Source organism: Kosakonia pseudosacchari, assembly GCF_015167415.1.
Classification (GTDB): Bacteria; Pseudomonadota; Gammaproteobacteria; order Enterobacterales; family Enterobacteriaceae; genus Kosakonia; species Kosakonia pseudosacchari.
In genome coordinates, this window is sequence record NZ_CP063425.1 from 237,450 (window position 1) to 251,592 (window position 14,143).

Sequence of the window (14,143 nt, forward strand, 5' to 3'; positions counted from 1 at the left end):
CTGGTGTCGGGGTAAAACCCGGCGCCAGATTGTGCTAACTCCGACGGGAGCAAATCCGTGAAAGACTTATTAAAGTTTCTGAAAGCGCAAACTAAAACCGAAGAGTTTGATGCGATCAAAATTGCTCTGGCCTCGCCAGACATGATCCGTTCATGGTCTTTTGGTGAAGTTAAGAAGCCGGAAACCATCAACTACCGTACGTTCAAACCTGAGCGTGACGGCCTTTTCTGTGCGCGTATTTTCGGGCCAGTAAAAGATTACGAGTGCCTGTGCGGTAAGTACAAGCGCCTGAAACACCGTGGTGTGATCTGTGAGAAGTGCGGCGTTGAAGTGACCCAGACCAAAGTGCGTCGTGAGCGCATGGGCCACATCGAGCTGGCATCTCCGACCGCCCACATTTGGTTCCTGAAATCTCTGCCGTCCCGTATCGGCCTGCTGCTGGATATGCCGCTGCGCGATATCGAACGTGTTCTGTACTTCGAATCCTATGTGGTTATCGAAGGCGGTATGACCAATCTGGAACGTAACCAGATCCTGACCGAAGAACAGTACCTGGACGCGCTGGAAGAGTTCGGTGACGAATTCGACGCGAAAATGGGCGCCGAAGCTATTCAGGCCCTGCTGAAAAGCATGGATCTGGAGCAAGAGTGCGAACAGCTGCGCGAAGAGCTGAACGAAACCAACTCCGAAACCAAACGTAAGAAACTGACCAAGCGTATCAAACTGCTGGAAGCGTTCGTACAGTCTGGTAACAAACCGGAGTGGATGATCCTGACCGTTCTGCCAGTGCTGCCGCCGGATCTGCGTCCGCTGGTTCCGCTGGATGGTGGTCGTTTCGCAACGTCGGATCTGAACGATCTGTACCGTCGCGTGATCAACCGTAACAACCGTCTGAAACGCCTGCTGGATCTGGCGGCGCCGGACATTATCGTACGCAACGAAAAACGTATGCTGCAGGAAGCGGTTGACGCCCTGCTGGATAACGGCCGTCGCGGTCGTGCGATCACCGGTTCCAACAAACGTCCGCTGAAATCTTTGGCCGATATGATCAAAGGTAAGCAGGGTCGTTTCCGTCAGAACCTGCTCGGTAAACGTGTTGACTACTCCGGTCGTTCTGTGATCACCGTAGGTCCATACCTGCGTCTGCATCAGTGCGGTCTGCCGAAGAAAATGGCACTGGAGCTGTTCAAACCGTTCATCTACGGCAAGCTGGAACTGCGTGGCCTCGCCACCACTATCAAAGCCGCGAAGAAAATGGTTGAGCGCGAAGAAGCTGTTGTTTGGGATATCCTGGACGAAGTTATCCGCGAACACCCGGTACTGCTGAACCGTGCACCAACACTGCACCGTCTGGGTATCCAGGCGTTTGAACCGGTACTGATCGAAGGTAAAGCTATTCAGCTGCACCCGCTGGTTTGTGCGGCATACAACGCCGACTTCGATGGTGACCAGATGGCTGTTCACGTACCGCTGACGCTGGAAGCCCAGCTGGAAGCGCGTGCGCTGATGATGTCCACCAACAACATTCTGTCTCCGGCGAACGGCGAACCTATCATCGTTCCGTCTCAGGACGTTGTACTGGGTCTGTACTACATGACCCGTGACTGTGTTAACGCCAAAGGCGAAGGCATGGTGCTGACTGGCCCGAAAGAAGCTGAGCGTATTTACCGCGCTGGCCTGGCCTCTCTGCATGCGCGCGTTAAAGTGCGTATCACCGAGTACGAAAAAGACGCTAACGGCGAATTCGTAGCGAAAACCAGCCTGAAAGACACGACCGTTGGCCGTGCGATTCTGTGGATGATCGTTCCGAAAGGTCTGCCTTTCTCCATCGTCAACCAGGCGCTGGGCAAGAAAGCGATCTCCAAAATGCTTAACACCTGTTACCGCATTCTGGGCCTGAAACCGACCGTTATTTTTGCTGACCAGACGATGTACACCGGCTTTGCTTATGCAGCGCGTTCAGGTGCATCCGTTGGTATCGATGACATGGTCATCCCGGCGAAAAAACACGAGATCATCTCTGAGGCAGAAGCCGAAGTTGCTGAGATCCAGGAGCAGTTCCAGTCTGGTCTGGTGACCGCTGGCGAACGCTACAACAAAGTTATCGATATTTGGGCCGCGGCGAACGATCGCGTATCCAAAGCGATGATGGATAACCTGCAAACCGAAACCGTTATTAACCGTGACGGCGTTGAAGAGCAGCAGGTTTCCTTTAACAGCATCTACATGATGGCCGACTCCGGTGCGCGTGGTTCTGCAGCCCAGATTCGTCAGCTTGCTGGTATGCGTGGTCTGATGGCGAAGCCGGATGGCTCCATCATCGAAACGCCGATCACCGCGAACTTCCGTGAAGGTCTGAACGTACTCCAGTACTTCATCTCCACGCACGGTGCGCGTAAAGGTCTGGCGGATACCGCACTGAAAACCGCGAACTCCGGTTACCTGACCCGTCGTCTGGTTGACGTAGCGCAGGATCTGGTCGTAACCGAAGACGATTGTGGCACGCTGGAAGGCATCACCATGACGCCGGTTATCGAAGGTGGTGATGTTAAAGAGCCGCTGCGCGATCGCGTTCTGGGTCGTGTAACTGCAGAAGACATTCTGAAGCCGGGTACCGCAGATATTCTGGTTCCGCGCAACACGCTGCTGCACGAACAGTGGTGTGACCTGCTGGAAGCGAACTCTGTTGACTCCGTGAAAGTGCGTTCCGTTGTATCGTGTGACACCGACTTTGGTGTGTGCGCCCACTGCTATGGCCGTGACCTGGCGCGTGGTCACATCATCAACAAAGGTGAAGCCATCGGCGTTATCGCGGCACAGTCCATCGGTGAGCCGGGTACACAGCTGACGATGCGTACGTTCCACATCGGTGGTGCGGCATCTCGTGCGGCTGCTGAATCCAGCATCCAGGTGAAAAACAAAGGTAGCATCCGCCTGAGCAATGCGAAGACGGTTGTGAATTCCAGTGGCAAACTGGTTATCACCTCCCGTAACACTGAGCTGAAACTGATCGACGAATTCGGTCGTACCAAAGAAAGCTATAAAGTGCCTTACGGTGCGGTCATGGCGAAAGGTGATGGCGAGCAGGTTGCTGGCGGTGAAACCGTTGCAAACTGGGATCCGCACACCATGCCGGTTATCACTGAAGTGGCTGGTTTCATCCGCTTCACCGATATGATCGATGGTCAGACGATTACGCGTCAGACCGACGAACTGACCGGTCTCTCTTCGCTGGTGGTTCTGGACTCCGCAGAGCGTACCTCTGGCGGTAAAGACCTGCGTCCGGCACTGAAAATCGTTGACGCCAATGGCAACGACGTACTGATCCCGGGCACCGATATGCCTGCCCAGTACTTCCTGCCGGGTAAAGCGATTGTTCAGCTGGAAGATGGCGTACAGATCAGCTCCGGTGACACCCTAGCGCGTATTCCGCAGGAATCCGGCGGTACCAAGGATATTACCGGTGGTCTGCCGCGCGTTGCGGATCTGTTCGAAGCACGTCGTCCGAAAGAACCGGCAATCCTGGCGGAAATCAGCGGTATCATCTCCTTCGGTAAAGAGACCAAAGGTAAACGTCGTCTGGTGATCACACCGGTTGACGGTAGCGAACCGTACGAAGAGATGATTCCGAAATGGCGTCAGCTCAACGTGTTTGAAGGTGAACGTGTAGAACGTGGTGACGTGGTTTCCGACGGTCCGGAAGCGCCGCACGACATTCTGCGTCTTCGTGGCGTACACGCGGTAACGCGTTATATCACCAACGAAGTACAGGACGTTTACCGTCTGCAGGGCGTTAAGATCAACGATAAGCACATCGAAGTTATCGTTCGTCAGATGCTGCGTAAAGCCACCATCGTTAACGCAGGAAGCTCCGACTTCCTGGAAGGTGAGCAGGTTGAATACTCTCGCGTCAAGATCGCTAACCGCGAACTCGAAGCGAACGGCAAAATCGGTGCAACCTATGCACGCGATCTGCTGGGTATCACCAAAGCGTCTCTGGCAACCGAGTCCTTCATCTCCGCGGCATCGTTCCAGGAGACCACTCGTGTGCTTACCGAAGCAGCCGTTGCGGGCAAACGCGACGAACTGCGTGGTCTGAAAGAGAACGTTATCGTGGGTCGTCTGATCCCGGCTGGTACCGGTTATGCGTACCATCAGGATCGTATGCGCCGTCGTGCCGCTGGCGAACTGCCGGCAGCACCGCAGGTGACTGCAGAAGACGCGTCCGCGAGCCTGGCAGAACTGCTGAACGCAGGTCTGGGTGGTTCCGACAACGAGTAATCGTTTCGCGTAATAAAAAACCCGCTTCGGCGGGTTTTTTTTCGCCTGAAATCCGCGCGTTAAGTCTGTTCTCGCGCTGCAGGACGCGTTGTATATGCACCGGGAGTAGCATTCCACCGCACCATTCCGAATTGCCATGTGGTGCATTTACGTAGGGAAAATACGTCATGGTTTTTGGCTGCGCGAAAAAAAGCCCGCCAGAGCGGGCATAGTGGTCGTATTAAAGCGATGTGTTAATCACGCGGTGGGATGCGGCGGTAAAGCTCGATCATGTCGGTTGCCAGATCCTGAATCACCATCGCGTTCATCAGGTGATCCTGTGAATGAACGGTGATCAAATTCACCGGCAGCTTACCGGTGCCTTCATCGAGCCCGATAAGCTGAGTTTGAATTTTATGCGCGGCTTTAACGAATTCGCGCGACTCCTCCATCGCTTTTTCTGCTTCTGCAAAGTCGCCTTTACGCGCCATCTGTAACGCGGTTAATGCCTGGCTACGCGCCGCGCCCGCGTTAACCAACAACTCCATAATGATGGTTTCTAAATCTTCCACGCCTTCACTCCAGTAGCTTAAGGGCTTTTTCCAGAACGACATCGCCTTTCATCATGCCGTAATCCATCATGTCGATAACCGCCACTTTCTTACCCAGCGGATCCGCCTGCGCCTGCAATTTTGCCTGCTCGTATTTCACCTGCGGCCCCAGCAACACGATATCCGCTGTTGCAATTTCATCTTTAAATTCCGCAACAGGAACCGCTTTGATAGTGACCTCGACGCCTTTTTTCTGCGCCGCGTCTTTCATGCGTTGCACCAACATGCTGGTGGACATACCCGCTGCACAGCATAAAACGATGTTTTTCATAGTCAGCCTCGGTGTTGATGGGATAGGTGATAATTATCCCGCACTGTTGGGTTCAACAACCGCTTTACCGCGATTGTGTGTAGGGCATCACAAAGAATCCCTGCATAACATGAAACCGGTTGCAACCTTGCGAAGCGCCGCCTGGTTACGGGTGATTCACCAGTAGAATCCGGTTTTTACCTTGCTGCTTCGCTTTATAAAGCGCTTCATCCACACGGCCGACCAACTGGTTCAGCGGTTCCATGTGCCACTCGCCCAAACCAGCGCTAAAGGTGACCGACAGCTCTTTTTCACGCCAGGTTCGGTTCTCCACTTTCACACGCCACTGCTCCAGTAGCGCCAGCGAATTATCGATATGCGCATGCGGGAAAATCACCGCAAACTCTTCGCCACCGTAGCGATAGAGCGAAATCCCCTGCGGCTGCAGGATCTGAATACCTTCGCGCGCCACGTTGCGCAGCACGATATCGCCATTCAAATGGCCCCAGGTATCGTTAATCGATTTGAAATTATCGATATCCACTAACGCCAGCGCGAACGGCTGATGATCGTTCATCAGCGCGGTAATATCGGCATCAAAGGCGCGGCGATTCTTACAATTGGTCAGCGCATCCATGGTCGCCTGTCGTACCCATGTTTGCTCGCGCTTTTTACTGCTTTCAATGGCGTTACTCAGCATCGCTTCGAGCCGTGGTGCGCGGGTTACATCACCGGTTTTTATCGCATCAATGATGTTGATCAGCACCGTGCGCGCGCTGTGGCGTAAATAGAGGCCAAACAGAATGATAAACACTGCCGCCGTGGTTAACCCCCAACCGACAAGCTGCATTTGATGGCGAACGCGTTTATCAAGTGTGCTGGCGGACACTTTATAGATGACAAACCATTCCGGGTTGGTGAAAGCATAGTAGTAATACCAGCACGCATTTTTTTCATCGTAAAGCGCGCTTTCAGCACTGGTCATCGCCGCGAGTATTGCCGGGCTGATAAGGGTCTTGTATAGCGCGCCAGTGTCCGGGTGCAGCATCGCTTTGCCTTCGCCGTCGATAACGAAGAATTCACCAGGCATCGGTGGTTGCATGGTGCGCAGGGTGTAACCCATTGAGGCCAGATCAAGATGAAAAGCCAGCGTTCCTTTTAATTTACCGTCTGGCGCTATCACCGGTTTATAGATGCTCACTGTCGGGTTATGGGTAAAAAAATCCATATAGGTGTGGGTATAGTGGTTAAACATGCTGGCTTCCGCCTGGTGCATAAACCACGGGCGCGTACTGGCGTTGAAACGCTCACCGCTGCCCATCACCTGTGGCGCACGCAAATAAGTGCCGCGCGAGTCGGCGAGAGAAATCGACGATACCGAGGGCATTAGCGCCAGCAACTGCATCAGTAATTTCAGCCCCTTGTCCCGATCGCCGTTCACGGTGGCGTATAACTGATCGTCATGGGCGAAGAATGCGGCGGCGCGATTGAGAACATAGTCGTTTTCGCGCAGGATCGACTGGGTGTAATTCACCGCCAGGTTATGCGCGAAGTTACGATTCACATCGTGGTACTCCTCCAGCGTCTCTTTGCGCATACCGACGATAATCATTATCGCGATGATCACAAAACTGAGGAGGATGCCGGCAAGGCTCACCAGAATTGGTCTTGTAAAGGATAGTTGTTTGATATGCATTTTCTTGTCCTTGAACATGCAAAAGAGGAACTGTTAACAGTATAGGGGCTGCGCAAGAGATAGCGTACCTGAAGTGAGTAAGGCGGAGCGGAAGAGAGGAAGAGCGCCCGCTCCGGTCAGTCTCATAACCTGACAGCGCAAGCATGACGGTTCGGGCGACAAGCCGCTATCGCCCGATGTTGCTTTTACGTAACAGGCCGAAAACGTGTTAACCCGTTATCTGCGCGTTGCCGCTTTTTTGCGGCACACGTCCCAGCCAGCTATCCCAGTCTTTCCACACCGGTTGTAGCCCACGGGCGATCAGCGCATCGGCAACTTCCTGCGGGCGGCGTCCATCATGGGGCGAGAACTGCTCCAGTTCCGGGTGATTATCGGCATAGCCGCCCGGCTGCGTTTTGGAAAACGCGCTCACGTTATTAATCGCCAGCGGAATAACGTGATCGCGAAAGTGTGGTGATTCGCGCGTGGATAGCGACAGCTCCGTATCCGGTGCCAGCAGGCGAAACGCGCAAATGGTTTGCACCAGTTGCCGCTCATCCATCACCGACGCCGGTTCCACGCCGCCTGCGCAAGGGCGCAAGCGAGGGAAAGAGATGGAATAACGGCTTTTCCAGTAGCGCTGTTGCAGCCACAGCAAATGCTCGGCAACCATATAGCAATCCACCCGCCAGCTGTCGGACAGGCCCATTAACGCGCCGAGTCCAATCTTGTCGATACCCGCGCGGCCCAGCCTGTCCGGCGTCTCCAGCCGCCAGAAGAAATCCTGTTTTTTACCGCGCAGATGGTGACGTGCGTACTGGCCTTCGTGGTACGTCTCCTGGTAGACCATTACGCCATCAAGACCAAGGGTTTTCAGCTCGGCGTACTCCGCTTCGTAAAGCGGCTGCACTTCCATTTGCAGCGAGGCGAACTGGCGACGGATCGCCGGCATATGGCGGCGAAAGTAGTCCATCCCGACTTTGCCCTGATGTTCGCCAGTGACCAGCAACAGATGCTCAAACCCCAGTTCGCGTATCGCCGCGCATTCACGCGCAATCTCCTGCTCATCCAGTGTTTTGCGCTTCAGGTGATTGCTCATCGAAAACCCGCAATAGGTGCAGTCGTTGGCGCAAAGGTTAGAGAGATAAAGCGGAACATAGAAGCTGACAGTGTTGCCAAAACGCTGGCGCGTGAGCCGCTGCGCTTGCTGTGCCATCGGTTCCAGAAAACCGGCGGCGGCGGGGGAGAGCAGCGCCATCATATCGTCGCGCGTGAGCTGCCGGGCATTGAGGGCGCGCTCGACATCGACGGCGGTTTTGCTGTGGATGCGCAGGCGGATATCATCCCAGTTCAATTGCCGCCAGCGGTCAGTGAAGGTGCTCATAATGTTTCCTCCAGGAAACCGGTGAGCGGGCTGGTGGCCTGCGCGTAACGCTGACGGGCGCCCGGTACGGCCTGGCGGGCCAGTGTTCCGGCCTCAACCGCCAGGCGAAAAGCGCGCGCCATGTTAACCGGGTCGTCGGCGACCGCGATCGCGGTATTGACCAGCACCGCATCCGCGCCCATCTCCAGCGCCTGCGCCGCGTGGCTGGGGGCGCCGATCCCGGCATCGACCACCACCGGCACATTCGCCTGCTCGATAATAATCTCCAGCATGGCGCGGGTTTCCAGCCCCTGGTTGGAACCGATCGGTGCGCCCAGCGGCATGACCGCCGCGCAGCCCACTTCTTCAAGCCGCTTGCACAGCACCGGATCGGCACCGCAATAAGGCAGAACGACAAAACCCATCTGCACCAGTTTTTCCGCTGCGCGCAAGGTTTCAATGGGATCGGGTAGCAGCCAGCGGGCATCCGGATGAATTTCCAGTTTTAGCCAGTGCGTGCCGAGTGCTTCGCGCGCCAGTTGGGCGGCGAAAATGGCCTCTTCGGCGTTTTTCGCTCCGGAGGTGTTAGGCAGCAACGTCACACCCGCATCCAGCAAGGGTTGCAACAGCATATCGGTGCGCTGGCGCAGGTCGACACGCTTCATCGCCAGTGTCACCAGTTCGCTGCCCGACGCGTGAATTGCCCCGACCATCAGTTGTGGTGTGGCGAATTTGCCGGTACCGGTAAATAGCCGTGAAGTGAACTCTTTTTCTGCAATACGTAACATCTCAGCCCCCTGCGATAACCTGAAAAAGCAGGATGTGATCGCCTTCCTGCACAAGGTGGTTTTCCCACTGCTCGCGCGGCAGGATCTGTTGATTAACGGCCAGCGCGACACCGGGTTTGAGCTGGTTGAGTTGCTCAAGCAGGGTCGCGACAGAAAGCCCTGCGACGCAGTTCATCGACTCGTCATTGAAGCGTATCTGCATGTCGCCCTCCACAAACCGGGCACTGGCGGGAAGCGTGCAACGCCAGCGTGCGCCAAAGATTGGTACGCGCATCAAACAGGCGCAACTCGCCGCTGGTGGTGTGCAGGCCGTTCAGCAATTTGATGGCTTCCAGCGCCTGCATGGCGCCCATAATGCCGACCACCGGGCCGACAATACCGGCGGTGCGACAGTTGCGTTCTGGCTCGCTGTCGTCCGGCCATAAACAGCGGTAGCAGCCCTGCTGCCAGGGCGGTGTCAGTACCATCAACTGACCACCAAAACCGACCGCGCTGGCGGTGATAAGCGGGGTCTCCAGTGCCACGCAGGCGGCGTTGATCGCCTGGCGCGTCAGTATGTTGTCGCTACAGTCGAGCACTACATCGGCCTGCTGAACCTGCTCGCGCAGAGCCTCGCCGCTTAAGCGCTGCTGGAGCGTAATCAGCTCAATATCCGGGTTTAACCTGTGCAGGCGCTGCGCAGTGACCTGGGTTTTCGGCTGGTTGATATCATCGGTAGTAAACAGGATTTGCCGCTGTAAGTTGCTCAGGTGTACGGCGTCATCATCTGCCAGCACCAGCGTGCCAATCCCCGCACCAGCAAGATAGACCGCCGCCGGTGCGCCAAGCCCTCCGAGGCCGATAATGAGTACCCGGCTGGCGAGCAATTTTTGCTGGCCGGTAACCGCGATATCCTCCAGCAGGATCTGGCGGCTGTAGCGCATAAAATCGCGATCATTCATCGCCCACCCCCGCCAGCTGCAGCAATTGATAGGTTGCCTGTTGCCAGTCATCCGCCTGGGTAATGGCGCTGATCACCGCAATGCTGCCCACGCCGGTTGCCAGCACGTCCGAAGCCCGCGCAAGGCTAATGCCGCCAATGGCGACGGTTGGATAATCTTTCAGCCGCGCAATGTGACGCGCCAGTTGTTCCAGCCCCTGCGGGGCAGAAGGCATCTGTTTGGTTTGCGTGGGAAAGACATGCCCCAGCGCGATGTAAGAGGGGCGCGCCGCCAGCGCCACGTCGATTTCCATATCGTCATGCGTGGAGACGCCAAGGCGCAAACCCGCTGCGCGAATGGCGTTTAAATCGGTCGTTTCCAGATCTTCCTGACCAAGATGCACACCGTAAGCCTGGTGTTTGATCGCCAGTTGCCAGTAATCGTTGATAAACAGCCGCGCGTGATAGCGGCGGCCTAGCGAGATGGCTGCCACCACATCCGCTTCAACCTCTTCGTCACGTTTATCTTTGATGCGCAGTTGCAGGGTGCGCACGCCCGCCTCCAGTAAACGGGCAATCCACGCAACACTGTCGACCACCGGGTAAAGCCCGAGGCGAAAAGGCACCTGCGGGAAATCGGGCTGATACATCAGGCTTCCTCCTTTTTCAGGTAGATCTCGCCGCCGCGTGCGCGGAAGTCGCTGGATTTATCCGCCATGCCGACTTCAATCGCCTGGGCTGCTGCGTAGTCACGCACCTCTTGCGAGATTTTCATTGAGCAGAATTTCGGCCCGCACATGGAGCAGAAGTGCGCGACTTTGCCGGATTCCTGCGGCAGCGTTTCATCGTGGTAGGCGCGCGCGGTGAACGGGTCGAGCGCGAGGTTAAACTGATCTTCCCAGCGGAACTCAAAACGCGCTTTCGACATGGCGTTGTCACGGATCTGCGCGCCAGGGTGGCCTTTGGCCAGGTCGGCAGCGTGAGCGGCGATCTTGTAGGTGATGAGCCCCTGTTTGACGTCCTCTTTGTTCGGCAGGCCAAGGTGCTCTTTCGGCGTGACATAACAGAGCATGGCGCAACCAAACCAGCCAATCATCGCCGCGCCAATGCCGGAGGTGAAATGGTCATAACCCGGCGCGATATCGGTAGTCAGCGGCCCCAGCGTGTAGAACGGCGCTTCGTGGCAATGTTCCAGCTCTTCGGTCATGTTGCGGCGGATCATCTGCATCGGCACATGTCCCGGGCCTTCAATCATTACCTGGACGTCATACTCCCAGGCGATTTTGGTCAGCTCGCCAAGCGTGTGCAGTTCGGCAAACTGCGCTTCGTCGTTGGCGTCCTGAATGGAGCCTGGGCGTAAGCCATCGCCAAGCGACAGCGAAACGTCATAGGCGGCGCAGATTTCACAGATCTCGCGAAAGTGGGTATAGAGGAAGTTTTCCTGATGATGGGAGAGGCACCATTTCGCCATGATCGAGCCGCCGCGCGAGACAATGCCGGTCAGGCGCTGCGCGGTCATCGGCACATAGCGCAGCAGCACGCCCGCATGGATGGTGAAGTAATCCACCCCTTGCTCCGCCTGCTCCAGCAAGGTGTCGCGAAATGCTTCCCAGGTGAGATCCTCGGCGATCCCGTTAACCTTCTCCAGTGCCTGGTAGATCGGCACTGTGCCGATCGGCACCGGGCTATTACGCAGGATCCATTCGCGGGTTTCATGGATATAACGGCCGGTGGATAAATCCATGACCGTGTCCGCGCCCCAGCGCGTCGACCAGACCAGTTTTTCCACCTCTTCTTCGATCGAAGACGTGACCGCCGAGTTGCCGATATTGGCGTTTACCTTCACCAGGAAGTTGCGGCCAATGATCATCGGTTCCGATTCCGGGTGGTTGATATTCGCAGGGATAATCGCGCGCCCGGCGGCGACTTCATCACGCACGAATTCCGGGGTGATGTTTTCCGGCAGCCTGGCGCCAAAACCCTCGCCCGGATGCTGCCTGCGCAGCACTTCGCTGCGAATGCGCTCGCGGCCCATGTTTTCGCGAATGGCGATGAACTCCATCTCCGGCGTGACGATCCCTTTGCGGGCATAGTGCAACTGCGTGACGCGCTGGCCAGCTTTCGCGCGGCGCGGCGTCAGTAAACCGCGAAAACGCAGTTCGTCGAGGCCGTCATCGGCCAGCCGTTCGTTGGTATAGGCAGAGCTGCGTTGTTCCAGCGTTTCGCTGTCGTCACGGGCGATAATCCACGGTGCGCGCAGTTTCGCCAGCCCTTGCTGGACATCAATCGCAATATCCGGATCGCCATACGGACCCGAGGTGTCGTACACCGGCACCGCTTCATTTTCTTCAAACTGCGGGTGTTCTTTTGTGCCGCCGGTAAGCGTTGGGCTTAACTGGATTTCGCGCATCGGGATGCGGATATCGGGTTGCGAACCGGTGATGTAGATGCGGCGTGAGTTGGGGAAAGCGGTGCCTTCCAGCGTGTCGATGAAGTGTTGCGCCTGGGCGCGTTGTTCACGGCGTGTAAGTTTTGCAGACATAGCTCATTCCAGAATGTAAAGGATATGGCTTGTCAGACGACGGATGGAGTAATGGCAGCAAACCGCCCGTGAGGGTGGTTGATGTGAATGGATTACTCTTGTTCCCTTCGCAGGTTTTAACCTGATCAGGTTCCGCGGATCCCGAATGAACGGTCTCAGCCTTTTACACGTCATCTTTCGCATGGTGTCTGTGTTAGCTGCGTTCGCTCACCCCAGTCACTTACTTAATGTAAGCTCCAGGGATTCACGAACTTGCCGCCTCGACGCATCGCGAATGATGCCGTGGAAATATAGGCACTCCGACAAGAAAAACCCCGTCCGAAGACGGGGGACTGCTTTTTAAATTACGCGTTAATGTTTAAGAACTCAAGCGGGTCGCGCGATGCCGCTTTCATCGTTGGCGCTCTCTTTGAGGTTGTTATCAAAGGCCAGCACGATTAACTTGTCTTCAAGGGTAAAGCGGGCGGCCAGCGCTTCGCCGATATCGGAGAGCGCTTGCTGGAACTCCAGACAGTTATCGTCATCGATGGCGTTTTCCAGGCTGGAGTCGTAATAGTTCATGATTTCTACTGTATTCGCTTCAAGCATTGGGTAAAGCTGCGTCGCCGCTAAAAGTGGGCTGCTCCCTTCCAATTCGCTGATGATGCGTTCATAAATATTGAAGTGGCCAGCGGAAAGGTATTCCACCAGGTTGTGGCAAAAGTCGTCCAGCGCTTTTTCGTTAAGCTGCATGTAGGATCCTTTACCAGGCTTAATGCCAACCAGATTGTAATAAGAAACAAGCAGTTGCTTACGCGCTTGCAGCCAATGGTCGACAAGTTTGTTACTTCCTCCAACGCGCTCTGTCAGGCTTTCTAACTGGTTTAGCATAAATGGCTCCGCAAATATGTAAGATCAAAACAATGTAATAATAATGTTAATAACATGCCAGTAAAGCGAAGGTAGTTCACCAAATGGTACGTATTATTGAAGCACACGATCAGGGCTGGTGGATCGTCAGCCATGAACAAAAATTATGGATGCCCGGCGGGGAATTACCACATGGCAAGGCAGGAAATTTCGATCTTGTGGGGCAGAGCGCGCTTCACATTGGCGAGTGGCAGGGTGAAGCGGTATGGATGATCCGCCAGAATCGTCGGCAGGATATGGGATCCGTACGTCTGCTCATCGATCAAGACGTGGGGCTGTTTCAACTCGCGGGGCGCGGCGTGCAACTGGCGGAGTTTTATCGTTCACACCAGTTTTGCGGTTACTGCGGGCACACAATGCACCCCAGTAAAACCGAGTGGGCAATGCTGTGCGATCACTGCCGCGAGCGCTATTACCCGCAAATCGCGCCTTGCATCATTGTCGCCATTCGCCGTGATGACACTATTTTGCTGGCGCAGCACACGCGCCATCGCAATGGCATTTACACGGTGCTCGCTGGTTTCGTCGAAGTGGGGGAAACCCTTGAACAGGCGGTGGCGCGTGAAGTGATGGAAGAGAGCGGTATCAAAGTGAAAAATTTGCGCTATGTCACTTCGCAACCGTGGCCATTCCCGCAATCGCTGATGACCGCGTTTATGGCGGAATATGACAGCGGCGAAATCCACATTGACCCGAAAGAGCTGCTGGACGCGGGCTGGTATCGCTATGACAACCTGCCGCTGTTACCGCCGCCGGGTACGGTTGCGCGCCGCCTCATCGAGGATACGGTGGCGATGTGTCGGGCAGACGACGAATAAGGTGTATA

Annotated in this window: 12 protein-coding genes; 2 read left to right on the top strand and 10 right to left on the bottom strand. The window is 55.8% G+C overall.

The features are described 5' to 3' along the window. Window positions 1-57 precede the first annotated feature (57 nt). Entirely contained in the window at window positions 58-4,281 is a 4,224-nt protein-coding gene (gene rpoC, locus IP581_RS01140) for a DNA-directed RNA polymerase subunit beta' (protein ID WP_086868568.1), read from the top strand. A gap of 233 nt (window positions 4,282-4,514) precedes the next feature. Here rpoC and IP581_RS01145 read toward each other — a convergent pair whose 3' ends face one another. The 10 genes from IP581_RS01145 to rsd all read right to left on the bottom strand — a co-directional run bounded on the left by IP581_RS01145 (window position 4,515) and on the right by rsd (window position 13,278). After that, on the bottom strand, window positions 4,515-4,832 hold the full coding sequence (locus IP581_RS01145) for a PTS lactose/cellobiose transporter subunit IIA (RefSeq protein WP_017460024.1): 318 nt from the start codon (window positions 4,830-4,832) through the stop codon (window positions 4,515-4,517). Between the two features lie 4 nt (window positions 4,833-4,836). Further along, window positions 4,837-5,142, bottom strand: a complete 306-nt coding sequence (locus tag IP581_RS01150) for a PTS sugar transporter subunit IIB (RefSeq protein ID WP_017460023.1) — start codon at window positions 5,140-5,142, stop codon at window positions 4,837-4,839. Window positions 5,143-5,287: 145 nt separating this feature from the next. After that, a complete protein-coding gene (locus tag IP581_RS01155) occupies window positions 5,288-6,817 on the bottom strand; it encodes a sensor domain-containing diguanylate cyclase (protein WP_097402123.1) in 1,530 nt (509 codons plus the stop codon). Between the two features lie 208 nt (window positions 6,818-7,025). Continuing rightward, complete coding sequence (thiH, locus tag IP581_RS01160; protein ID WP_193821561.1) at window positions 7,026-8,180, bottom strand: 2-iminoacetate synthase ThiH; 1,155 nt, start codon at window positions 8,178-8,180, stop codon at window positions 7,026-7,028. Next, a complete protein-coding gene (gene thiG, locus IP581_RS01165) occupies window positions 8,177-8,947 on the bottom strand; it encodes a thiazole synthase (protein WP_193821562.1) in 771 nt (256 codons plus the stop codon). The genes thiH and thiG overlap by 4 nt, the downstream gene beginning before the upstream one ends. Before the next feature lies 1 nt (window position 8,948). Continuing rightward, complete coding sequence (thiS, locus tag IP581_RS01170) at window positions 8,949-9,149, bottom strand: sulfur carrier protein ThiS (RefSeq protein WP_065369819.1); 201 nt, start codon at window positions 9,147-9,149, stop codon at window positions 8,949-8,951. After that, complete coding sequence (locus tag IP581_RS01175; RefSeq protein ID WP_193821563.1) at window positions 9,130-9,888, bottom strand: HesA/MoeB/ThiF family protein; 759 nt, start codon at window positions 9,886-9,888, stop codon at window positions 9,130-9,132. Before IP581_RS01175 ends, thiS begins: the two co-directional genes overlap by 20 nt. Continuing rightward, entirely contained in the window at window positions 9,881-10,516 is a 636-nt protein-coding gene (gene thiE / locus IP581_RS01180) for a thiamine phosphate synthase (protein WP_193821564.1), read from the bottom strand. The genes IP581_RS01175 and thiE overlap by 8 nt, the downstream gene beginning before the upstream one ends. Next, window positions 10,516-12,408, bottom strand: coding sequence for a phosphomethylpyrimidine synthase ThiC (gene thiC / locus IP581_RS01185; protein WP_193821565.1), 1,893 nt, complete (start codon window positions 12,406-12,408; stop codon window positions 10,516-10,518). The genes thiE and thiC overlap by 1 nt, the downstream gene beginning before the upstream one ends. A 366-nt stretch (window positions 12,409-12,774) precedes the next feature. After that, window positions 12,775-13,278: a sigma D regulator gene (rsd, locus tag IP581_RS01190; RefSeq protein WP_086868581.1), complete on the bottom strand. Its 504-nt coding sequence runs from the start codon at window positions 13,276-13,278 to the stop codon at window positions 12,775-12,777. A gap of 83 nt (window positions 13,279-13,361) precedes the next feature. On the opposite strand from rsd, the gene nudC reads away from it, so the two are divergent. Continuing rightward, a complete protein-coding gene (gene nudC, locus IP581_RS01195; RefSeq protein WP_193821566.1) occupies window positions 13,362-14,135 on the top strand; it encodes an NAD(+) diphosphatase in 774 nt (257 codons plus the stop codon). The last annotated feature ends 8 nt before the right edge of the window (window positions 14,136-14,143 follow it).